This window comes from Candidatus Moraniibacteriota bacterium, from assembly GCA_016699425.1.
Classification (GTDB): Bacteria; Patescibacteriota; Minisyncoccia; order Moranbacterales; family UBA1568; genus SSEF01.
The window spans coordinates 125,773-145,112 of sequence record CP064975.1 but is presented as its reverse complement, the minus strand read 5'-3'; the positions used below and the strand labels follow the sequence as shown (position 1 = coordinate 145,112).

Below are 19,340 nucleotides of genomic sequence, written 5' to 3'. Positions count from 1 at the left end.
TCCTTGAATCCAAGCCTTTTCTGTGGTATTTTTTGGATATGTCCGATGAATCAGCGACAACCGATTTCCCCAAAGCCTATGACCCCAAAGCGTGGGAAGACCGCCTCTACGCCCGCTGGGAGAAGAGCGGCTTTTTCAATCCCGACACCTGTGTCACGAGTGGCGTAACGGCCGCCGATGCCGAGCCATTTTCTATCGTCCTCCCACCACCGAACGTCACCGGGACCCTCCACACCGGCAGCGCCTGCATGCTCGCCATCGAGGACCTGATCGTGCGCTTCAAACGGATGCAGGGCTATCGCACTCTCTGGGTCCCCGGCACCGATCATGCCGCCATCGCCACCCAGAGCAAAGTCGAAAAAATCATCTACCAGACCGAGGGCAAGACCCGCCACGACCTCGGCCGCGAAGAGCTCCTCCGCCGAGTCGAGGCATTTGCCCAAGAGAGTCATGACACCATCGTCCACCAGACGAAGAAGCTCGGCTCTTCGCTCGACTGGTCACGCGAAGCCTATACGCTCGATGATAAGCGCAGTCTCGCGGTGCGCACCGCCTTCAAGCGCATGTATGACGACGGTCTCATCTACCGCGGCAACCGCATCGTGAACTGGGACCCGAACCTCCAGACCACCGTCTCAGATGACGAGATCGAGTGGCGAGAGGAAAAGATCCCCTTCTACTATCTGCAATACGGACCGTTCGTGATCTCGACCGCCCGGCCTGAGACAAAATTCGGCGACAAATATGTCGTCATGCATCCGGACGACGAACGCTATGCGGCCTATGCTGATGGCCAGAAACTCACCGTCGAGTGGATCAATGGCCCGATCGAGGCGACGATCGTGAAGGACACCGTCATCGACATGGCCTTTGGCACTGGCGTGATGACTATCACCCCCTGGCATGACCACACCGACTTCGACATCGCCGAACGCCATGGGCTCGACCGAGAACAAATCATCGGTGAAGACGGAAAGCTCCTCGCGATCGCCGGAGAATTCTCCGGTCTGCCGATCGCCGAAGCGCGGGAACAGATCATCGCTGCGCTCATCGCCAAAGGACTAGTCGTAAAGACGGAAGCCGACTATGTCCACAATGTCGCCATCAATAGCCGCGGCGGTGGCGTGATCGAACCACAGATCAAGCGACAGTGGTTCGTCGCGGTGAATAAAGAGTTCGAACGAGCGGGACGGACCGTCACCCTGAAGACGCTCATGCAGGATGCGGTACGTTCGAAAGCCGTCGACATCCTCCCTGAACGTTTTGAGAAAATCTATTTCCACTGGATCGACAACCTCCGCGACTGGTGTATCTCCCGCCAGATCTGGTTCGGTCACCGCATCCCAGTGTGGTATCGCGGTAATGAAACGTATTGTGGGATCGAAGCGCCCGATGGTGATGGCTGGCAGCAAGACCCCGATACACTCGACACCTGGTTCTCGTCGGGACTCTGGACATTCTCCACCCTCGGCTGGCCCGACGAATCCGCCGTGGATCTCAAGACTTATCACCCCACTGTACTCCTTGAAACCGCCTATGATATCCTCTTCTTCTGGGTGGCGCGGATGATACTCATGTCCGAGTACTTCTTCGGGAAGGCCCCGTTCCAGACCGTCTATCTCCACGGTCTCGTGCGCGATGAGCAAGGTCGCAAGATGTCGAAGTCTCTCGACAATATCGTTGACCCCCTCGATGTGATCGCCGAAAACGGCGCCGATGCGCTCCGCTTAGCTTTAGTCGTCGGATCAACTCCCGGAAACGATCTGAAGCTCTCCACTGAGAAGACCATCGCGATGCGAAATTTCGTGAACAAGCTCTGGAACATGGGGCGCTACCTCACCTCTTCGGTCACACCCGAAAGCATCTGCTGGGACCAACCTGCTCGGCTGTCCGGACATCTCTCGCCTGCCGATACATGGATACTTGAGCGACTCGAGACAGTCCGGAGCACGGTCTCTCAACGACTCGACACCTACAACATCTCGCTCGCAGCCGAAACGCTGCGGGACTTCACGTGGAATGAATTCGCCGATTGGTATATCGAGATCCACAAGATCGAAAAACATGATACTGTCCTCGTCCATGTCTTCAATGAGCTCCTGAAGCTCTGGCATCCCTTCATGCCATTCGTGACCGAGGCCTTGTACACATCGCTTTACCCGAACGAGAAGTATCCGCTGATGGTTCAGCGCTGGAACACGCCAGCAGCCCCACATCAGCCAGACTCTGCCCCGACCGGCAACTTTCTCACCATCATCGACCTCATCCAGAAAATCCGCAATGTCCGTGCCGTCTACCATATCGATCCGAAAGAAACACTTTCGCTGACCCTCATCGGCGATGCAGTGACACTCACGCCGTTTACGCCCATCATCGAACGTCTCGGCCGAGTCGCTGAAGTTCTCATCACCGATGCTGTCGCTGCCCGACCGGCTGCGAGCGCCAGTATCATCGCTGGCGGCCTCCGGGCCTTCGTCCATCTCGGTGATGTGATCGATGTCGCCGCTGAAAAAGCGCGGCTCGAAAAAGAAACCGCCGAACTCAGAAAATATATTGCTGGATTGAAGACTCGTCTCGCCGACGCTGGCTTCACCGAAAAGGCTCCGGAAAATATCATCTCTGCTCAGCGCACCTCACTCGCCACCGCTGAGGCAAAGCTCATCACCCTCTCTCAGTCCATCCAAGAACTCTCCTCATAATGCCCATCCTCGCACTCATCTTTGGTTTCTTTGCGGCCACCGCCGCTCTCCTCGCTCAGGTGTTTTTCTCGCTGTTTCTCACCACACCACTGACGAACGCACCATCGCTCATCCTCCTCGTCGGGGCCGCCACGCTCGAAGAAGGAGCCAAGCTCGCGTTTCTCCTCCAGCTCGGGAAACGTTCACCGGATACCCTATCCTGGCTCCACGCCTCTCTCTTCGGTCTCGGGTTCGTCTCGGCTGAGATCGCCCTCGTCATGCTCTCATCATCCGCTCTCTCCGAGCCTACAAGCCTCGGGGCGATGGCCGGTATTCACCTCCTCGGCACCCTGATCATCTACAGTGGCCTCCGGCTCCAGGAAAGCTATAGCCTGAGTCCACTCGTCGGTCTCCTCGGAGCCATCCTGGTTCACACCCTCTATAATTCCTCGCTCTAAGGGCGGTATGCCCGGGCTTCTTGCCGGAGTGGCCAGGCTTCCTCTATACTAGGAGTATTGCAATACCAATTAAACAGCACCACCATGAAACAGAAACGCTCTTTTTTTGAACGACTCACCGGCGCACGCGAACTTGATGGTTCTCCTTCCTACAAGGAGGAGAGTGTCAGCGTCTACGCCCAAGAAGAAGAAACACCGCTCCAGATGAATACCGAGCCAACCTATGCTCCCGAACCAGAAGAGCCGTCCTGGAGCACCCCATCCTATACGGGTGGCGGCAGCATGGCCGATGACAATGCCGAGGGGCAGCTCACTATCGATGTCTACCAGACGGAAAACGACATCGTCATCAAGTCGACCATCGCCGGGGTAAAGCCCGAGGACCTCGATGTCTCTATCAACAACGACATGGTCACCGTCAAAGGCGAGCGCAAGAACGAGGAAATCGTCGAGAGCGGCAACTACTATTACCAGGAGTGCTACTGGGGTTCTTTTTCCCGCTCAGTCCTCCTCCCTGTCGATGTCATCCCCGAAAAGGCTGATGCGGCACTGAAGAACGGCATTCTGACGATTCGTCTCCCCAAGGCTGATACGACCAAAACAAAGAAGATCCAGGTGAGAGGTTTCTAATTATCGCATGCCCATTCGCGTTGTTCGGTATCTTCAGCTGTTGTATGCGGCACCTTTTGTTGCTCTTGTTTTTCTTTGTCCCGGAATTGTCCGAGCATTCACGATTCCGGATGACCTGACCCTGCAAACTGATGCCTTCGTCCAGATTATGGACCACACCGAGGTCCTTTCCTGGTATACCGATAAGACGCATCTCACCTACGAACCAGGAAAGTCGCCTGAGTTTGAGGATACGACTCGGGCTTGTGATCCGCTCCCGAGTTTCTGCGACGCCTTTCTCTCGCGCGCCACTCGCAGTCACATCGTCCTGGCTCATTCGCTCGAACTCCTCCCTGATCGACTGAGGATGAGTATCGAGAGCTTCGCCGACAAAGCCGACCGCGACCCGAAAGATGCTCGCCTCACTGTCCAAGACGCCTCGGTCGCCATCGCCGTACCCGCAGAAAATGGCATCACAGTAGACATCGAAGCGAGTCTGGCCCAATTGGAATCTGCTCTTCGCTCCGCTCAACAGGCCACCCTGACCATCCGGCTCCCGAGCATCGTCACGTCAGCCAAAGTCTCGGCCGAAACACTCTCTAGCCTTGGCATCACCGAGCTCATCGGGACGGCCACGACGAACTTCCGTGGTTCGCCGAAAAATCGCATCTACAACATCACTCGCGCCATCCAAGACTTCGACGGTGTCATTATTGAGCCTGGCGCGACTTTCTCCTTCGTCGATCATCTCGGAGAAGTCGACGGCGAACACGGCTATCTCCCTGAACTCGTCATCAAAAACAACAAGACCGAGCCGGAATTCGGTGGCGGCATCTGCCAAGTCTCGACGACGGTCTTCCGCGCTGCCCTCCAATCTGGTTTGAAAATCACCGAACGCCGGAACCACGCCTACCCCGTCCAGTACTACAAGCCCTATGGCATGGATGCGACCGTCTATGTCCCCCGGCCGGACCTGAAGTTCACCAACAACACCCCCGGAACCATCCTCCTCGTGCCAGAAATAAACGGCACCCTCCTCACCTTTTCCATGTATGGCACCCGAGATGGCCGCACCGTCACCATCGATGGGCCGCATATCCTCGAAAGCCACCCAGATGGCAGTATGAAGACCGTCTTCACCCACACGGTGAAGGATGCCTCGGGCAATACGCTCATCGATGATATGTTCTGGAGTAATTACAAGTCGCCGAGTCTCTTCCCACATCCGGGTGATGAACCGAACTACACCACGAAACCGAAAGGCTGGTCGGAGAAGCAGTGGCGCGATTATAAGAAGATCCACCCCTAAAGATCGCCATTTGACAGCTATTCGGTGTTCCCGGTACCATAGCTTTATAGTTCCTACCAGAGAGGAGGTGATCCCTGTCATTCGCTCCGCAGTACCCTGAACGCCAGCGCGCGGCTTGGGCCCGCGAAGTGCGAGCGTCCGCTCTCATCGGCCCATTGGCCACACCCTCCCCATCAACTCCTTCGAGGAGATCATGATGAAACACATCGCTCCCGCCCCGCGTGGGTCTCCCTGCCGTGGTAATGGCACAGATTTCCGCGTCGATGCTGCCGAAGACCACCCGACCGCCACCCCTGCCGGCACCATGGGCCCCGACAACCCGGCCTGGGCCTTCGGCAAGACCATCGGCGCCAAGGGCGAGACTTCGGCCAGCTGATCGAGAGCGAGGACCATGATCTTGCACAACCGCGATCCCACGGATGTCTGAATAGGCATCCCCCACCGAAGAGCCCTGACTCGCCCTGAGCCAGCCCACAACCCGAGGACCCTGAACCGCTGTTCAATGGGTCCTCCTTCTTTATATTGACGCCGGCGCCCTTATTCGCTAAGCTGGAACCACTGTCTGACAGTGTGTTTTTTATTGGGTGCGTAGCTCAGTTGGTAGAGCAGTGGCCTCTTAAGCCAACGGTCGAGGGTTCGATCCCCCCCGCACCCACATTCCATTCTCCTTTCACAATCCTTTTCTGCTAGAGCGTATCTCAAAAATATCTTGGTGACGATCAAGTATCTAGAGTGGTGGCTATCGTCTAATGGTAAGACAACGGTTTGTGGTACCGTGAACGAGGGTCCGATTCCCTCTAGCCACCCCTGTGGATATTTGATTGCCCCGCTCGAACCGTCCCTGTAGCTCAATGGATACCTGCCTACCGGCAGGCAGGGAGCAGGAGTCTTCTAAAAATTTTTTACAAAAGAATACGCCCCGATAGCTTAATGGATAAAGCAGGACTCTTCTAAGGTCTTGATGGGAGTTCGATTCTCTCTCGGGGCACAGAATATGAATGTTCCCTGCCTGTTTACCGGCAGACAGGCTTCCAGGGATACAATATGACCTACACGTCATCGGACAGGAGACTGGGATCCTGCCGGCGAGCATGCCTCTCGGAAGTGTCCTTGCTTCCTGACCAGGAAGCACCCAACCACCGCATCAACCCAGCTGGCTCGGGTGATGATATACTGAGGGAGTAATCCCTAAGCATACGCTATGTTCTCCAAGACCTGTGCGACAGCGCCCTGGACCCCGACAGTTGCGCGCGTGTTTCTTGCCCTGTTATTCGTGGTGGCTGGTTTCGGTAAGCTTACTGGGTTCGATGCGACTGTCGGCTATGTCGGATCGCTCACCAACGAATCTGTCGCGCCACTCCTCACTGTGCTGGCCATCATTTTCGAGTTCGGTGGCGGGCTAATGCTTCTCTTCAACTGGAAATCTGCCCTCGCCGTCGATATGCTCATCGCCTTCACGGTTGCCGCGACTATTATCGGTCACACGACATTTACTGGAGACGCGATGAAAGACCAGACGCAGTACACCATGATTCTGAAAAATCTCGCTATCGTGGGGGGGCTTCTCTTCATGGCGCGCCATATTTGCCACCATGAACGGTCAACCGAAATGGAAGCTGCCTAGGCGCACTCCCCTCTGGCTAGTATCATGTATCGAACAAAACTGCCCACACGGGGCAGTTTTTTGATTTCTCTGAGAATATACTCTTAACCTGGCTAGGACAAGACTTTGTCGACGATTCCGTAGGTTTTCGCCTCTTCGGCGGTCATGAAGTAGTCCCGATCCGTGTCATGTTCGATCTTGGCCAACTTCTGTCCCGTATGCTTCACGAGGATTCGGTTCAGCCGATCACGCACCTTCAGGATATGCCGGGCATGGATATCGATATCCGTCGCCTGCCCCTCGACACCTCCCAGCACCTGATGAATCATGACTTCCGCATTGGGCAACGTGAAGCGCTTCCCTTTGGCCCCCGCCGCGAGCAGTACGGACGCTGCCGACGCTGCCAGTCCGATGCAGATCGTCTCGACATCAGGCTTCACATGCTGCATCGTGTCATAGATAGCCATCGCCGAGGTGACCGACCCGCCGGGGGAATTGATATAGATCTTGATATCGTCCTTGGTACTCTGTGACTGGAGGAAGAGCAGCTGGGCGATGACGGTATTGGCGACGCCATCGTCGATCGGCGAGCCGATGAAGATGATCCGGTCCTTCAGGAGCCGCGAATAGATGTCATAGGCCCGCTCCCCCATGTTCGTCTTCTCGATCACCATCGGCACGAGGTAATTGTTCTGGACAGATGACATAGACATTGGTAATTTATCAAGTCCCGACAGTCTACCATGTTTAACGTATACCTTCAAGCCAGGTCAATACCTTTTCATTCACCATTTGCCCCCGCACGGACGTATAGAGCTTGCCCATATCGATCTTCTCCTCGATTTGCTTGGTGTTTTTGTAATACTGGAAGACCTTGTTCATTTCGGCTTCGACCGCTTCGGTGTCGACATCGATCGACTCATCGGCGGCGAGTTTCTGGAGGACGAGTTCCGCTGCGACTCGCTTCTTGGCCTGTGGTTCCCACTCGAGGCCGAGCTCTGCTTCCGACTTCTTCGTCTCGGTCAGATATTTCTCCCACTCGAACCCCATCGATTCGACCTGTGACCGAAACTGCAAGAGCATGCGCTTCGCCTCTTCCTCGACGAGGACAACTGGGTACTCCATGTCGGCCGCAGCAATCAACGCATCGAGAATGAGCGTCCGCTGCTCTTCTTTAGCCGCGCGCTGTTTCTCCTCGAGCATTCCTTTTTGCATATTCTCCTTCACGGCTGCGAGACTCTCGAACTTGCCGATCGTCTGAGCAAAAGCATCATCAATCGCCGGTATCTTCTGTTCCTCGACCGACTTCAACTTCACCGCAAACGTAGCCGGTTTTCCAGCGAGGTGTTTGGCATGATACTCTGCGGGGAAAGTCAACTCGAACGTCTTTTCTTCTCCGCTCGTCAGACCGATGATCTGGTCCTCGAAACCTGGGATGAAAGCGCCCGAACCGAGTACAATGGCGTGATCCGTACTCGTACCACCCTCGATGATCACGCCGTCAACCGTCACCGTGAAATCAACCTTGGCCGTATCACTCAGAGCAGCAGCTCGATCAACGGGCACGAAACTGGCGCGCATCTTGGCCAACTCGGCGAGCTCTTTGTTCATTTCTTCGTCTGTGACCGAGATGTGTTTCTCGGCTGCCGCCGCATTAATCTTCGCGACATCTTTGCGCCATTCTCTCAGGACTATTTCCGGTAACACATCAGTCGTAATGGTGAATACCAGCGGCTCATCAGCCTTCACGGCATCAAATTTGATTTCCGGTCGACCGATCGCCTCTGCCTTGGCTTCCAGGAGCGCCTGCGGATAGGTGTGATGGACCGCATGCTCCGCCGTCTCGATGAGAATCGCTTCCTTCCCAAAACGCTGCTCGAGCATCGCTTCTGGCACTTTTCCCTGGCGGAACCCGGCCATATTCACATTCGCCGCCAGGTGTTCGACCGCGTGTTCACGATGTGTCTGCCACTCCTCCCACGGGAGCGTCACGGTGATTTCCCAGCGTGAGGCAGGGAGCTTCTGTACTTTGACTTCCATATGATGTCTTCCGATCAGGCTGAATTACTTCTTCCCAAACTCCTTCGCATAGAGCTTCACCGAACGCTTCACGGCAGCCAGCGCATCCTTGCGGCCTTTGAAACCGTGAACCGCGACCTCGTTCTTCTTCCCCTTCAGAACCTTGTAGGTCTCGAAGAAGTGCTGATATTCTTTCAAATTGTGCGTGTTTACATCCTTCAGGTCTTTCACATCATCCCAGCGCTTATCGTCAACCGGCACCGCGATCACCTTGTAGTCAGAGTCCCCTCCGTCGATCATCTCCATGATAGCGACTGGCCGGGCATTCACGAGGATGCCGGGCGCGAGCGGGAAGGTCGAGAGCACGATGACATCGAGCGCATCACCATCGTCCCAGAGCGTTTGCGGCGCAAAACCGTAATCAAACGGGTACGGCGCCGCTGAATAATTGGCGCGGTCGAGCTTGATCAGCCCGGTTTCCTTGTCGATTTCATACTTGTTGGGCGAGCCCTTGGGAATCTCAATGATGACATTGATCTCCTCGGGGGCATTGTCGCCAAGTTTCACATCATGCCACAAGTTCATAGGAGTAAGAGATTAAAGGTTAGGTTAGAGCTGAAAGAATACTGTTCTTTTTATTCTTTCTCCTCTGCAACAGCTTCCGGAGAAGCTTCGGCCGAGATCGGGGTGACTTCGGTTGCTTCCGGTGCGGTTTCAGTGATGGACTCATTCTCAGCTAGTGCCTCTGTTTCAGTCTCCACCTCTGCCCCGGAGACTTCCTCTTCCTCCGGACTCTTTACATCGATGCGCCAGCCGGTGAGCTTGGCCGCCAGTCGGACGTTCTGCCCGCGCTTGCCGATCGCGAGCGACAACTGGTCCGCTGGGACCGTGACGATCGCCTGCTGCTCCGCCTCACGCAGCTCAACCGACAGCACTTTCGCCGGTGAGAGCGCCGCGCTGATGAATTTCTGCACATCCTCGTTCCATTCGATGATATCGACTTTCTCTCCGCCGAGTTCATCGATGACGGTCTGGACACGTGTCCCCTTCTGGCCGACACAAGAACCGATCGGATCGACACCATCCTCATTGGCCAAAACCGCGATCTTGGTGCGGCTCCCCGCCTCACGGGCGATCGCTTTGATCTCGACCGTTCCGGTGGCGATTTCTGGCACTTCGAGTGTGAAGAGGTGGCGGACCATCTCGGGATGGGCGCGCGACAGGATCAATCCTGGCCCCTTCGGATCGGATTCGACACGGGTGAGGAAGACTTTCAGATGCTGACCCATGCGATAGTTCTCCCCCGGGATCTGCTCCGACGGAAAGAGAATACCGGTGGACTTACCGAGATCGACAAAGACATTGCGGCCTTCGATGCGCTGGACGATACCATTCACCGCCTGACCTTCCTTCTCCTTGTATTCAGTGAACATCGTTTCGCGCTCTGCCTCACGGATCCGCTGGATGATGACCTGCTTGGCCGTCTGCGCGGCGACCCGGCCGAAGTCTTCATGACTTTCGAGCGGGATTTCGATGCTGTCGCCGATAACGGCATCCTGCTTGATGAGCTTCGCCTCGTCCAGCGTCAGATCGCGCTCAGCATTGAAGCGCGGCAGTCGCTCCTCGTCGGTCTCGCTTGTCTCGATAACCAGCTCCGGACGAGTACCTCCCTGCTCTGGTACACCTTCTTCTGTCTCTTCTGGTACGGTGAAGTCCCGCAAGGTCTCATCTACGACTTCCTTCACGAGGAAGAAATCCGCCGACTTCGTCACTTCATCAAACTTCGCTTTGATGACTTGGCCTTTCTTGCCGTAGTCCTTCTTGTAGGCCGCCGCGAGCGCCGCCTCGACGATTTCAAACACTTTTTCACGCGGGAGATTCTTTTCTTCGGCGATCTGCATCACCGCACTACCGAATTCGCCGAGCCGGCCCGAGAGGCTTTCTGACTCACTCGCTTCTACTACTTTCTTCTTAGCCATATTTCTGGTTTACACCAATTATTTACTGAACAAAAAGGGATTTCCGACAAAAAAAGCCCGCTTCCGCGAACTTCCACTCCCTCACCAACTTACACGCCTATTGTACAGCGAGAACACAGTCTTGTCAATCAATACTTCGCAGCATTTTTTGATGTCAAAAGAATCTATTATTTTGCTTTATCCAAGCCACAAACGAATACCTCTTTTGGATTGACTTTCTGACTGTTTTATGCTAGAATGGACTGTTGTGAAATTTGGGTCGGTACCCGCGCACAACCGAGCGGCAGTACGTTGCTTGTGGGTACCTTTACAATCAAATGTACTACTACTTGATCGAAAGATCAGAAGGAGATCATCATGGCAGATTTCTCATTCAAAGAAATCAACCGAATGTTGGGCATTAAGGAATGGGGCGACATTGGCCTAGGAGTCATCCGGTATATCTTCGGTAAGCGTGAAGCGACCCCCAAAAGCAGTGAAGGGGGGCCAGGCGGACCTGAAACCATTGCGGAAAACGCCTCGCGCGAGGGGGAACTCAACTCCCTCCACATCTGGTTGTCCACTCTCTGGGTGGATGATGCCACGCGAGCGATTAACTACCAGGTAAAGCCGGAGGAATGCGACCTGTTCGAGAAAATCGTGGCGAAGCTCCCGAATGGAGCCATCACCATGCTTTTGAGGACAATCGCGGCCGAAGTCACGCCTATCCACCACCAGAAAACAACCGGAAACACCGAGATTGAGGATCCAAAAAACCCTGCAAAGGTGAAGCAGATTCCAATTCTGGTAAAGTGGGAAGAGCTGACTGGCCTGAAAGGTCAGCAGGTCGTAAACGCCCTAACTTGGCGCGCTACAGTGGGCCAAGGTACGGAGGATGAGCGGGTTGAGGCAGTCGCCAAGACCCTGCTAGGTATGCACGTCCTCGACAACGCAAAGGACACTGCAGCAGCCGGCCTCAATGCTACCAAAGAAAAGGCAGCGAAGGTCTGGGGCAGGCTGCGGGAATGGTACGGTGAGCATGACACGGATATCCACCTTACAACAGCCAGGTATCTCCTCAAGGACTACAAGATCGGCGAAGGCAGCGATGCTCGACCCGCGATTGATGTCCTGCTCGAGAGTGATGAAACACTCGAGTGGATCCAGAAGATCGACGCAGCTGAAGAAAATCCCGCCGAACAGCGCGAGCTGCAAGAAGGGATGCAGCTTTGGCTGCAAGAGAAGGTCCTCGCCATCCGGAAGTGCAAGGGCGCTCTCCGCGATCAGGAACGGCGGCAGAATACCAGTGGCCAGACCAACGCAGAGCGCAGCGAGCGCCAATGGCGATTCATCTATATCGTCGGCGGCCTCGCGATCCTCACTGTGCTGATCATCGGTGGCTTCCAAGCAATACTGAAGTAATCGATAGCAGGCTCTTACGAGTCTGTTCGAGTAACCGTAAAGAAAAGGAGGGGCTATAATGGCTACCACACTCACCCCCTACGCCCGCGCAATGGCCGAACAGGCCACCGCAGACGTAGGTCGCATCAACCGACGGATCCGTTCTGCGGGTCTGAGATTCTGCTTCATCGTTGTAAGCGTCATCATGGTGGGAGTACTCCTCAAGTTCTTCCATCTGACCCCGCTCCTGTGGACACTGATGCTCGTCGTCATCGTCTACACGGGTGCGAGCCTCCTCGGCTACACGCTGGCTCTCACACCACCAGTGTGGATCTACAATCTCTTCCGCGGCACTCTCGGCGAGGAAAATGAGATACCAGAAGGCCTAGCGGCAGCAAAGCAGGCCACGAAGAAGCTCTGGCGCATCTGGCTCTGGGCGATGTCGTATTCGGCAGTCGCGTTGGAAGTCATCGCCCTCTGGAATATCGAGGACAATATATTCCTCGTCGTTCCAATCTTGGCGGTCGGCCTCCTGGTCATACTACTCTCCGTAGTACTGTTCCAAGAGAGTGTATTGTTCCCCTGGCTGATGTTCTGGATCAACTGTGCCCTGCTCATCACTATGCTCGGCATGGCCCTCCCGGGCAATGCCGGCATCACTGTCACGCGCTGGGTCGATCAGGCCCGGACAGCGACCAAAGCCCACAAGGCCGAGGATGACGCCAAGCGAGCAGTAGAAGAAGCAATCAACGCTGAGCGCGCAACCTGCTTCGCCAACATCAAAGAGAAGGCAAAGGGCAACCCGGCCAAAAAGGTTGCTCCAGTCCTCCCGACCCAGGCCGACTTCGCGCAATGCGAAAAGATCGGGTTCGAGGAAACATCTGGTTTCCACTGGTCACTACCGGCCTCCAAGCCAGATGCGGACACTGCACAGCAACAGTCCGGGGCGGCCTCCAAACCCGCTCCGGCAGTTGCGACGACACCAACGGAAACGGCAGTCACCCAGACTGCCTGGAGCTGCGATACGACCGTCAAGGTCGTCGACTACACGCCAAGCAATCAGCCTGGCGAGGTCGATATCGGCTCGCTCCCCGCGGGACGGTATGAAGTCACTGCCACCGGAAAGCGGCGGCAGATGTTCTTCGCCGGGACCGCAATGGACCCGGTGCCCACGCAACTCTGTGAGATGGACTCATACGGGCGTATTGGATTCTGCTGGAATCCGGACGGTCAGAAGGTCGTACGCAACATGAATGGCCAACCTTGGTTCGCACCGCCCAATGTTCCGGGCAGTGAACCACTCCTCATCACAGAGGAGCCGGGGGAAGCACGAGTACCTTATGGGGCGCTCGTCATCCAGGCGATGGGAGCACGTCTCCCCATCGCTCCCGCCAATCAGCGGACGCGGTTGAAATTCGACCAACCGTTCGCGGTCGCCCTCAACGTAAACCGGTATCAAGGAGTCCGGAATCATGAAGGGGACGGGACGCTCCGGGTTGAAATCCGGCAGTGCCACACCACCTGACAGCCAACAGCTGTCAGGAAAATCAGACGGGCTTCGCAAGTAACTTTGCGAAGCCCGTTTTTCTTTTTTCTTTACACCTTTTCGCCGCATCGCTAAAAGAAGCTGGCCACCTGACGGACGAGGACGAGCGCCGCCAAGGCAACCGCGATACCGATGATGGAATACTTCACAATCGACTTGCCGGTATCGATGCGATCCTCCTCCCCCGCGGCGGTCAGGTACATGAAGGCCCCGACGACGAGCATGATGAGCGCCACCACGCCGACGATAGAAAGGAGGAAGTTCAGGACATTGGTTGCGATCTCGATGAGGGTGAGGCTGGTCCCGACACCCGCTGGCAGTGCCGCATCCGGTCCGGTCCAACCGAGGATCTCGGATATCTGACGAAGGAAGGCTGGTGCCGCGATACCGATGGCGAGACCGATGAGCGCTGCGGTGATGCATTTTTTGGCGGTCTCGATGCGGCCGGATTCACCGCCCGAGGTGATATACATGAAGGCGCCGATGATGATGAAGATAAGTGAGAGGATCACGATGAAACTCTGGAGAAAGGTGAGCACCCGCCCGAGGAGGCCGTTCACCGTATTGTACGAGAGTGGGTTGGAAATACTCACGGAGATGGTCCCACCAGTCGGACCGCCGACACCTGTCCCCGTCCCGCCAGTCGGACCACCGACGCCTGTCCCCGTTGCTTGGCAACAAAGATTCGAACCGGCACAAGTAAGTGACGAGTTGGTAGTACCTGTACACGATCCGATCGGTACACAGCTCAAACCAGTTCCGACACAGGTCTGGGCTGATACTGTTTCGGTGGAGAGCAGGCCAAGGAAACTGAAGCAGAGAAAGAATCCGAGTACTGGCAGCAGAAGTCCTTTTTTCATACGAAAGATAATCGGCCTTGGGGATTAAAATGGTGTCGTGCTGGCGTTCAGCAAATTATTGATCGCCATGATGAGGACACGGCCCGAGAGGGCGACGACGACACCGATGATAGAGTATTTCATGTTGCGTTTGGCGGTCTCGACCATTCCTTCATCCCCGGCTGATAACAGGTACTGCATCCCCGAGATGACAAATCCCAGGACGGCGATAAAGCCCAGGACGGCGAGCATCCAGTTCATCACTCCCATGATGATAGTCGCCAATGGCTGACTAGAGAGACCGGTACCAGTTGGAAAACATACTCCAGCCGTCATAGCATACCCAGTGGGACAGCCAGTCGCTGCCACTGGTTGAATCCACGTCACCAGAAGAAAGACCGCAACCACAAAAGCGGGAAGAATTTTTTTCATACTCACAGATACCGACATACGCTGATTTTTGTATTTATGTTACGCACCCGTCAGAAAAATCCTGAAACCACGCTCTTAGAAATTTGTTCCGGCGTTGAGCCAGTTATTGATGGCAAAAATAGCCACATACCCACCGAGAGCGACGATGACGCCGATAATGGAGTACTTCATAGCATTTTTCGCCCGCTCAGCCATACCTTCATCCCCCGCCGCCAAGAGGTATTGGATTCCTGAAAGAACAAAGCCCATGACCGCGATGAAACCAAGAACGGCGAGAAGCCAGGACAGAGTATTGGAGATGATGCCGTACACACTCGAAACAGGAAGATTGGAATTCGCGACATTGGTTTGTCCTGCTATCCAACCCGTCGCTGTGACGATGTTCGGAAGAAACGTGATGGCCGCCCCGAGTACAATAAAAACCAGTTTTTTGTGCAACATACTCACCGAATACGGTTAGCTTATTTAGCCTCCCTTCTAGTATACCACTACATGAGCATCGTCTGTACACCCCCAGTCCGGATGAAAAGAAAACAACCCCGCTCTGGCGGGATTGCCTTTCTCTTTTCGATCGAAAAGAACACTAGAAGTTCGCTGATGTCCCGAGCCAAGCGTTGACAGCTTGGATGATCACGTAGCCCATGAGGGCGACGATGACGCCAATGATGGAGTACGTCATGGCGCTCTTCGCCTTCTCGATCTGTGTCTCGTTGCCAGCAGCGGTGAGATAGAGAATGCCCGATATCACGAAACCGATGACCGCGATGAAACCGAGGATGGCCAGGAGCCAGGACAGGGTTGACGAGATAATCTGGTAAATCGTTCCTGTCGGCAGTCCGGATGACTGATAGTTCGTCGTCCCCCGATCAGCCCAGCTACCATTTGTCAGCGCTAACGCTGTGGCTGGGGCGAGCAGCACGAGACCGTTCACCGCACCGATAGCCAATTTTTTGAATTTTTGCATAACCTCTCACCCCCTTTCTTTTCTCTCGTCAGTCTGACTGACAAGGATTTTTTATTTTTGTGTTCAACCAGCGACAAACGTCGCAATCGTCCGGATGAGGACATAGCCCCCGAGCGCGATGACGATGCCGGTGATGGCCGCGAGCGTCGCTTTCTTGGCGAGGGCGATCTGACGCATGTCACCCGCCGCGAAGAAATACAAGAGCCCCGCAATCACTAATCCAATGATAGCAACTACACCGATGATTGACAATAAAAAGTCAAGGATCTTGGCCAACCCAACCGACAGAGGTTGGGCTTCATCGATCACGCCGGCGAAGACGCTCCTCGGAAAGAGAGTGCTACTGAAAATGATACTGCCTATGATAGGTCTGAACATATTGGTCGGAAAATGCAGAGCGGCGAACGTTTAGGGGTGAGCTGATTTCGCTTTCAGTTTTTTGATCATAACTGTTAACAGTTTCTGTACCTCATCCAGAAGGGCAAGTGATCGCTTCAGACTCATATCCGGATAAATACCACAGACCAGGCGTATTTGAGTTTCAAGTTCCGCTGCCGAAGCATCGGCGACAGACAAGAAGTAGACATACTCACCCAGTCCCTTCCTTTATATAGCCTTCAGCAATATTGGAAGGATATAGAAACTGCAGAACGGCACATCTGACTTCATCAAACCATACTGTTCCGATTTTGGCAGTGCTTCTGTACCCAAATAAACGGCCCCAGCAAGTTCCATCGATCGTTGCCAGACGATAAGCTCTTCGAAAGAGGCTAGAGGTGGGCATAGCATTTTCCTCATTCTCCCCTCTCCGCTTTACCCCACCTTATGGTGTCGGGCCATTCAAGAGAGATTCACCTTGGCTCGCGGCGGGGTTGGTCGGAGCAGCGGTCGCCGGCGTGACCGGACCGGGCTCAGCGAGACTATTGCCAGCGGGAATATTGCCCTTGCCCGAGCGGAGGTTGTCGATCACCTGAGTGATCTGGGCACGGGTCTGTTTCACATTGGCCGAAGTTCGCTCGTCTTCCGGAATAAGTGTGAGGATTTTCTCATATTCCGCCATCGCAGCTTCACGCTTGTTTTGGGCCTCATAGAGGAGGCCGAGCGAGAGACGGACGTCGATCAGCCGGTCATTGGCATCGAGCACCTGCTTGTAGAGGTTTTCCGCCTGAGTTCGGTCCCCTTCGGCATTGCGCTCCTGATAGAGGAGGCCGAGGTTGTACCGGAATGAGAGGTTAGTGGGCGCCAGTCGGATAGCTTGCGAAGTCGCGCTTATCGCTGCATCGTAGTCCTTCAATCGCGAGTGGATAACTGCGAGGTTGTAGTGACCGATGGCGAGGTCAGCTTTCTTCTCAATCGCCTGCTCAAAGAGCCCCTTCGCTTCGTTCAAGAGTGCCGTCTTTTCAGCTCCATCCGGCTTCCCATCAGCCGAGAGGCGCTTGATCTGGCCGAGCTTGATCGCGAAGAGTGGGTTCTGAGGCTCAAGCTCGAGCGCTCGGGTATACATCTCTTCGGCTTTGGGCAGGGCATCAGTCGCAAAGATACTGGCGTTTTCATAGACGAGGCCGAGAGCTTCGGTCGCTAGGACGTCGTTTGGCATCAGGTCCTTGGCTCGGAGTCCGGCTGCGACCGACTCACGTACCGTGAAGGCGATCCGGTTCACATCGCGCTCATCAGCGTTCTTACCACCTTCGGCATTGGCGACGGCCATGTATTCCTGTGCGATGCGCGTATAGTACCGCCCCTCCTGCGGGTAAAGCTGGATCGCTCGCACGTACTTTGGAATCGTACCGTCAATCGAGGCCGGCTGTCGGGTAGCCACACCCGCCGAGACATCCGCGAGGAAGACCTTACCCATGAAGACAAAGATGAAGGCCACACCCGCCGAGACCACCATGAAGACGAACGCGAGAGCGAGGGCGAACTTGGGCGTCGCACGGAATGACAATTCCCAATAGCGTTCCTCTGAGCCACTTTCTTGGAGGAGCGTCGCGAGGGCAAGAGCCGAGAGGATGACGCCGAGGATGAGTATCGTCGCATTTATCGGCGAGACGAAACCCGCGACGAAGAGCATCACCGTGACTGACCACAAGCCCAGTGAGGCGATTTTATTCTTGGCCTTGTCCATGGTCAGGAGATAGAGACCGATAGAGAGGAGCGAGAACCAGACGATGAGCATGAGTATCGTCCCGACAACACCTATCGTGGCAAGGGCTTCGGCGACGAGGCCAGTCCCTTGATAGAACCGGAGGGTGTAGAGTGCATTACCATTGAATTCCTGCGGACGGAAGAGCGAGAAGTCATATCCATAGGTCGCCAGACCGGAACCTGAGAGGAAATTGGCACTGAGCGATTCCTGAACCACCTGCCAGGAAAGCTTCATATTCGGTGTCACTTCAACCGGGAGCGTCGCCTGAGCCAGGTTATTCCTCCCAATCATGAGGAAGGCAAGGACGATGACGAAGATGACCATCGGCATCCACGTCAATTCCTGCACCGGCCGGACGATCTGAGCCAAGATATAGATCAGGAAGAACCCGAGTCCACCGAGCACCACCGCCCACGTCACAAACGGGTAGAGCGCGATGAGGAGGAACAAGTCCAAGAGGAGCGCCACACCAAGCACCACCGCACCTGAAATCCGCAGCCCACGTGAGGCGCCTGAGCCGTCACGGAAGAGGAGGAAAAGTGCCGTCACCATGAGTGGTACGAGCAGGGCGAGGTAGAGGGTCAAAGTCGACATGGAACCAATCAGGGAGAGCGGAGCGATCGCTTCAAAGCTCGCTGGAATGAAGTGAATCTTCATAACGACGAGGAAGCTCCAGACGATGACCAAGACACCCGAGGCGAGAAATGCCGTCAGCATGAGGTTGCGCCGCCTTTCGGTGAAGTGACTCAGGATGAAGAAATAGGCCAAGACGAGCGCGGTCAGGCTGATGAAACCACGGGACGGATCACCGAAGAAGCCCCAGAAACTATGCCATCGGTCAACCGAAAAGACCGTCGCCACGATCGCAAATAACCAAAACAGGAGGATCGGGATATCGAGTGGGGTACGGCGAACCCGCATCTCACCAGTCATGACGCCCTTGGACACCCACGCGACGAGGCCGATGAGGAGACAGAAGTAGAAAAAGATTTGTTTCTCGAAGGCGATGCCCTGGAATGTCAGGCCTGTGAAGAATACCGGTACACCGAAGAAGAGAAGCACGAGCACCGCGGTGATAATAAAGTCGAACGCTTTCGAAGTGCGCGCCTTCGTGACTTGTCCGCCGACAGCGCCCGGTCGGATCACGGCATCGGCACGGGGGACGACATCATTCGGTCTCTCGTTAGGGTTATTGGAAAAATTCGCCTGACTCCCAAAACGCGCAAAGGATGGCTTTTCTGATGCCTGCATAGCGCAATAGTTTAGGTTATACGGTAATGACGCTATTATACGCCACCCCAAATGACGACGCAAGAAAGCCAAAATCACCAAAAGAGCCCTCGATCATGATCGTCAGGTGCCATCGAATATACGCCCA

General features: G+C 55.2%; 20 protein-coding genes and 3 tRNA genes. 10 read left to right on the top strand and 13 right to left on the bottom strand.

Annotated features, from left to right (window positions below):
• The first annotated feature begins 38 nt into the window (after positions 1 to 38).
• The 4 genes from IPJ68_00660 (at position 39) to IPJ68_00645 (ending at position 5,054) form a co-directional block, all read left to right on the top strand.
• Entirely contained in the window at positions 39 to 2,699 is a 2,661-nt protein-coding gene (locus IPJ68_00660) for a valine--tRNA ligase (GenBank protein QQR78783.1), read from the top strand.
• Positions 2,699 to 3,136 (top strand): hypothetical protein, encoded by a 438-nt coding sequence (locus IPJ68_00655; protein ID QQR78782.1) that lies wholly within the window; start codon positions 2,699 to 2,701, stop codon positions 3,134 to 3,136. Before IPJ68_00660 ends, IPJ68_00655 begins: the two co-directional genes overlap by 1 nt.
• A gap of 84 nt (positions 3,137 to 3,220) precedes the next feature.
• Positions 3,221 to 3,766, top strand: coding sequence for an Hsp20/alpha crystallin family protein (locus IPJ68_00650; protein ID QQR78781.1), 546 nt, complete (start codon positions 3,221 to 3,223; stop codon positions 3,764 to 3,766).
• Positions 3,767 to 3,773: 7 nt separating this feature from the next.
• Positions 3,774 to 5,054 carry a VanW family protein gene (locus IPJ68_00645; GenBank protein ID QQR78780.1) on the top strand — a complete coding sequence of 427 codons (1,281 nt, stop codon included), beginning with the start codon at positions 3,774 to 3,776 and terminating at the stop codon, positions 5,052 to 5,054.
• A gap of 144 nt (positions 5,055 to 5,198) precedes the next feature.
• Here the strand turns inward: IPJ68_00645 and IPJ68_00640 are convergent, their stop codons facing one another.
• Complete coding sequence (locus IPJ68_00640) at positions 5,199 to 5,447, bottom strand: hypothetical protein (protein ID QQR78779.1); 249 nt, start codon at positions 5,445 to 5,447, stop codon at positions 5,199 to 5,201.
• 189 nt (positions 5,448 to 5,636) lie between these two features.
• Between IPJ68_00640 and IPJ68_00635 the strand changes: the two genes are divergently transcribed.
• The 4 genes from IPJ68_00635 to IPJ68_00620 all read left to right on the top strand — a co-directional run bounded on the left by IPJ68_00635 (position 5,637) and on the right by IPJ68_00620 (position 6,678).
• A tRNA-Lys gene (locus tag IPJ68_00635) sits at positions 5,637 to 5,709 on the top strand.
• 80 nt (positions 5,710 to 5,789) lie between these two features.
• Positions 5,790 to 5,860, top strand: a tRNA-His gene (locus IPJ68_00630).
• Positions 5,861 to 5,970: 110 nt separating this feature from the next.
• Positions 5,971 to 6,042: transfer RNA gene (locus IPJ68_00625), tRNA-Arg, on the top strand.
• 213 nt (positions 6,043 to 6,255) lie between these two features.
• A complete protein-coding gene (locus IPJ68_00620; GenBank protein ID QQR78778.1) occupies positions 6,256 to 6,678 on the top strand; it encodes a DoxX family protein in 423 nt (140 codons plus the stop codon).
• A 92-nt stretch (positions 6,679 to 6,770) separates the two neighbouring features.
• Here IPJ68_00620 and clpP read toward each other — a convergent pair whose 3' ends face one another.
• From clpP to nusA, 4 genes are read right to left on the bottom strand one after another with little or no spacing between them, the layout of a single operon-like run.
• A complete protein-coding gene (clpP, locus tag IPJ68_00615) occupies positions 6,771 to 7,364 on the bottom strand; it encodes an ATP-dependent Clp endopeptidase proteolytic subunit ClpP (protein ID QQR78777.1) in 594 nt (197 codons plus the stop codon).
• A 40-nt stretch (positions 7,365 to 7,404) separates the two neighbouring features.
• A complete protein-coding gene (gene tig, locus IPJ68_00610; protein QQR78776.1) occupies positions 7,405 to 8,697 on the bottom strand; it encodes a trigger factor in 1,293 nt (430 codons plus the stop codon).
• A 24-nt stretch (positions 8,698 to 8,721) separates the two neighbouring features.
• Entirely contained in the window at positions 8,722 to 9,261 is a 540-nt protein-coding gene (locus IPJ68_00605) for an inorganic diphosphatase (protein QQR78775.1), read from the bottom strand.
• A 50-nt stretch (positions 9,262 to 9,311) separates the two neighbouring features.
• Positions 9,312 to 10,655, bottom strand: a complete 1,344-nt coding sequence (gene nusA, locus IPJ68_00600) for a transcription termination/antitermination protein NusA (GenBank protein QQR78774.1) — start codon at positions 10,653 to 10,655, stop codon at positions 9,312 to 9,314.
• 357 nt (positions 10,656 to 11,012) lie between these two features.
• Between nusA and IPJ68_00595 the strand changes: the two genes are divergently transcribed.
• A complete protein-coding gene (locus tag IPJ68_00595) occupies positions 11,013 to 12,056 on the top strand; it encodes a hypothetical protein (protein QQR78773.1) in 1,044 nt (347 codons plus the stop codon).
• A 58-nt stretch (positions 12,057 to 12,114) separates the two neighbouring features.
• Entirely contained in the window at positions 12,115 to 13,560 is a 1,446-nt protein-coding gene (locus tag IPJ68_00590) for a hypothetical protein (protein ID QQR78772.1), read from the top strand.
• A gap of 92 nt (positions 13,561 to 13,652) precedes the next feature.
• On the opposite strand, the gene IPJ68_00585 is transcribed toward IPJ68_00590, so the two are convergent.
• The 8 genes from IPJ68_00585 to IPJ68_00550 all read right to left on the bottom strand — a co-directional run bounded on the left by IPJ68_00585 (position 13,653) and on the right by IPJ68_00550 (position 19,213).
• On the bottom strand, positions 13,653 to 14,441 hold the full coding sequence (locus tag IPJ68_00585; GenBank protein QQR78771.1) for a hypothetical protein: 789 nt from the start codon (positions 14,439 to 14,441) through the stop codon (positions 13,653 to 13,655).
• Between the two features lie 24 nt (positions 14,442 to 14,465).
• Positions 14,466 to 14,852 carry a hypothetical protein gene (locus IPJ68_00580; GenBank protein ID QQR78770.1) on the bottom strand — a complete coding sequence of 129 codons (387 nt, stop codon included), beginning with the start codon at positions 14,850 to 14,852 and terminating at the stop codon, positions 14,466 to 14,468.
• Positions 14,853 to 14,927: 75 nt separating this feature from the next.
• A complete protein-coding gene (locus tag IPJ68_00575) occupies positions 14,928 to 15,293 on the bottom strand; it encodes a hypothetical protein (GenBank protein ID QQR78769.1) in 366 nt (121 codons plus the stop codon).
• A gap of 142 nt (positions 15,294 to 15,435) precedes the next feature.
• Entirely contained in the window at positions 15,436 to 15,816 is a 381-nt protein-coding gene (locus IPJ68_00570) for a hypothetical protein (protein ID QQR78768.1), read from the bottom strand.
• A 63-nt stretch (positions 15,817 to 15,879) separates the two neighbouring features.
• Entirely contained in the window at positions 15,880 to 16,194 is a 315-nt protein-coding gene (locus tag IPJ68_00565) for a hypothetical protein (protein ID QQR78767.1), read from the bottom strand.
• A 30-nt stretch (positions 16,195 to 16,224) separates the two neighbouring features.
• The gene (locus IPJ68_00560; GenBank protein ID QQR78766.1) at positions 16,225 to 16,392 is read right to left on the bottom strand and encodes a hypothetical protein; all 168 of its coding nucleotides are present in this window, start codon (positions 16,390 to 16,392) and stop codon (positions 16,225 to 16,227) included.
• A 30-nt stretch (positions 16,393 to 16,422) separates the two neighbouring features.
• Positions 16,423 to 16,605 carry a four helix bundle protein gene (locus IPJ68_00555; protein ID QQR78765.1) on the bottom strand — a complete coding sequence of 61 codons (183 nt, stop codon included), beginning with the start codon at positions 16,603 to 16,605 and terminating at the stop codon, positions 16,423 to 16,425.
• A 34-nt stretch (positions 16,606 to 16,639) separates the two neighbouring features.
• Positions 16,640 to 19,213, bottom strand: a complete 2,574-nt coding sequence (locus IPJ68_00550; protein ID QQR78764.1) for a tetratricopeptide repeat protein — start codon at positions 19,211 to 19,213, stop codon at positions 16,640 to 16,642.
• Between the last annotated feature and the right edge of the window lie 127 nt (positions 19,214 to 19,340).

What these genes read in the sequence shown, in the direction of transcription:
- IPJ68_00590 (QQR78772.1), top strand. Translation starts at nt 12,115, where the DNA reads ATGGCTACCACACTCACCCCCTACGCCCGCGCAATGGCCGAACAGGCC.
- IPJ68_00580 (QQR78770.1), bottom strand. Translation starts at nt 14,852, where the DNA reads ATGAAAAAAATTCTTCCCGCTTTTGTGGTTGCGGTCTTTCTTCTGGTG.
- IPJ68_00620 (QQR78778.1), top strand. Translation starts at nt 6,256, where the DNA reads ATGTTCTCCAAGACCTGTGCGACAGCGCCCTGGACCCCGACAGTTGCG.
- IPJ68_00655 (QQR78782.1), top strand. Translation starts at nt 2,699, where the DNA reads ATGCCCATCCTCGCACTCATCTTTGGTTTCTTTGCGGCCACCGCCGCT.
- IPJ68_00575 (QQR78769.1), bottom strand. Translation starts at nt 15,293, where the DNA reads ATGTTGCACAAAAAACTGGTTTTTATTGTACTCGGGGCGGCCATCACG.
- IPJ68_00585 (QQR78771.1), bottom strand. Translation starts at nt 14,441, where the DNA reads ATGAAAAAAGGACTTCTGCTGCCAGTACTCGGATTCTTTCTCTGCTTC.
- IPJ68_00550 (QQR78764.1), bottom strand. Translation starts at nt 19,213, where the DNA reads ATGCAGGCATCAGAAAAGCCATCCTTTGCGCGTTTTGGGAGTCAGGCG.
- IPJ68_00660 (QQR78783.1), top strand. Translation starts at nt 39, where the DNA reads ATGTCCGATGAATCAGCGACAACCGATTTCCCCAAAGCCTATGACCCC.
- tig (QQR78776.1), bottom strand. Translation starts at nt 8,697, where the DNA reads ATGGAAGTCAAAGTACAGAAGCTCCCTGCCTCACGCTGGGAAATCACC.
- IPJ68_00555 (QQR78765.1), bottom strand. Translation starts at nt 16,605, where the DNA reads ATGCTATGCCCACCTCTAGCCTCTTTCGAAGAGCTTATCGTCTGGCAA.
- nusA (QQR78774.1), bottom strand. Translation starts at nt 10,655, where the DNA reads ATGGCTAAGAAGAAAGTAGTAGAAGCGAGTGAGTCAGAAAGCCTCTCG.
- IPJ68_00640 (QQR78779.1), bottom strand. Translation starts at nt 5,447, where the DNA reads ATGGTCCTCGCTCTCGATCAGCTGGCCGAAGTCTCGCCCTTGGCGCCG.
- IPJ68_00595 (QQR78773.1), top strand. Translation starts at nt 11,013, where the DNA reads ATGGCAGATTTCTCATTCAAAGAAATCAACCGAATGTTGGGCATTAAG.
- IPJ68_00570 (QQR78768.1), bottom strand. Translation starts at nt 15,816, where the DNA reads ATGCAAAAATTCAAAAAATTGGCTATCGGTGCGGTGAACGGTCTCGTG.
- IPJ68_00650 (QQR78781.1), top strand. Translation starts at nt 3,221, where the DNA reads ATGAAACAGAAACGCTCTTTTTTTGAACGACTCACCGGCGCACGCGAA.
- IPJ68_00645 (QQR78780.1), top strand. Translation starts at nt 3,774, where the DNA reads ATGCCCATTCGCGTTGTTCGGTATCTTCAGCTGTTGTATGCGGCACCT.
- clpP (QQR78777.1), bottom strand. Translation starts at nt 7,364, where the DNA reads ATGTCATCTGTCCAGAACAATTACCTCGTGCCGATGGTGATCGAGAAG.
- IPJ68_00565 (QQR78767.1), bottom strand. Translation starts at nt 16,194, where the DNA reads ATGTTCAGACCTATCATAGGCAGTATCATTTTCAGTAGCACTCTCTTT.
- IPJ68_00605 (QQR78775.1), bottom strand. Translation starts at nt 9,261, where the DNA reads ATGAACTTGTGGCATGATGTGAAACTTGGCGACAATGCCCCCGAGGAG.